This is a genomic window from Thioalkalicoccus limnaeus (genome assembly GCF_041197575.1).
Lineage (GTDB): Bacteria > Pseudomonadota > Gammaproteobacteria > Chromatiales > Chromatiaceae > Thioalkalicoccus > Thioalkalicoccus limnaeus.
This window is the reverse complement of the sequence record NZ_JBDKXB010000086.1, coordinates 1-658: the sequence shown is the minus strand read 5'-3', so window position 1 is coordinate 658 and position 658 is coordinate 1. Positions and strand designations below refer to the sequence as shown.

Here is a 658-nt window from a genome sequence, read left to right as displayed (position 1 = left end):
CGGCTTCGCGAGCTTACGAGCACCCGTGCGGGATGCGGCGGGTCAAGCTCCCAGAAGCCGACGTGCCAGCACGGACTGCATATGCCGGCGGCCATCGACGATCAGGTAGATGACGACCTGGCCGCCCAGGACGCGATAGATCACCCGGTAAGGCTTGAACGCCGTCTGGCGGTAATCCTTGATGCCCAATGCCACGAGTTCCTTGGGATAGCTCCCGCGCTCAGGGAACTGGGCAAGCCCCTCCACGACCTCCATCAAGCAGTCGAGAACGCCGTTGGCGTTGGCCACACTGTCGAACTCGGCGATGTAGTCGTAGATCGCCTCCAGGTCCTGCTCTGCACCCTCGGTCAGCAGAACCTCGTAAAGCGTCGGCCTGCCGACCATCAGGCCCCTGCCCGCTTCGCGCGCAGGCGCGCCACCACATCGGCCACCGGCTTGACCCGACCCGCCTCGACGTCCTGCTGCCCGAGCGCCAGGATCTTCAGCAGGGCCAAGGTCTCCTGCGTCTCCTCGAAGGAGGCGACGTCCTGCAGCACGGCCTTGGCTTCCCCGTTCTGCGTGATGACCAAGGGCTCCCGCTGTTCGGCAAGGCGGGTCAGCACCTCGGCGGCATGGGCTTTGAGATAGCTGATCGGCTTGACTTGGGATGAGTAGCGCA

General features: G+C 64.9%; 2 protein-coding genes. Both read right to left on the bottom strand.

Annotation, left to right across the window (positions count from 1 at the left end; translation table 11 throughout):
• Window positions 1-42 precede the first annotated feature (42 nt).
• Complete coding sequence (locus ABC977_RS18220) at window positions 43-384, bottom strand: type II toxin-antitoxin system RelE/ParE family toxin (protein WP_369668689.1); 342 nt, start codon at window positions 382-384, stop codon at window positions 43-45.
• Window positions 384-658 (bottom strand): type II toxin-antitoxin system Phd/YefM family antitoxin (locus tag ABC977_RS18215; RefSeq protein ID WP_369668688.1); only part of this gene is annotated, 275 nt, incomplete at its 5' end. The genes ABC977_RS18220 and ABC977_RS18215, both read right to left, overlap by 1 nt.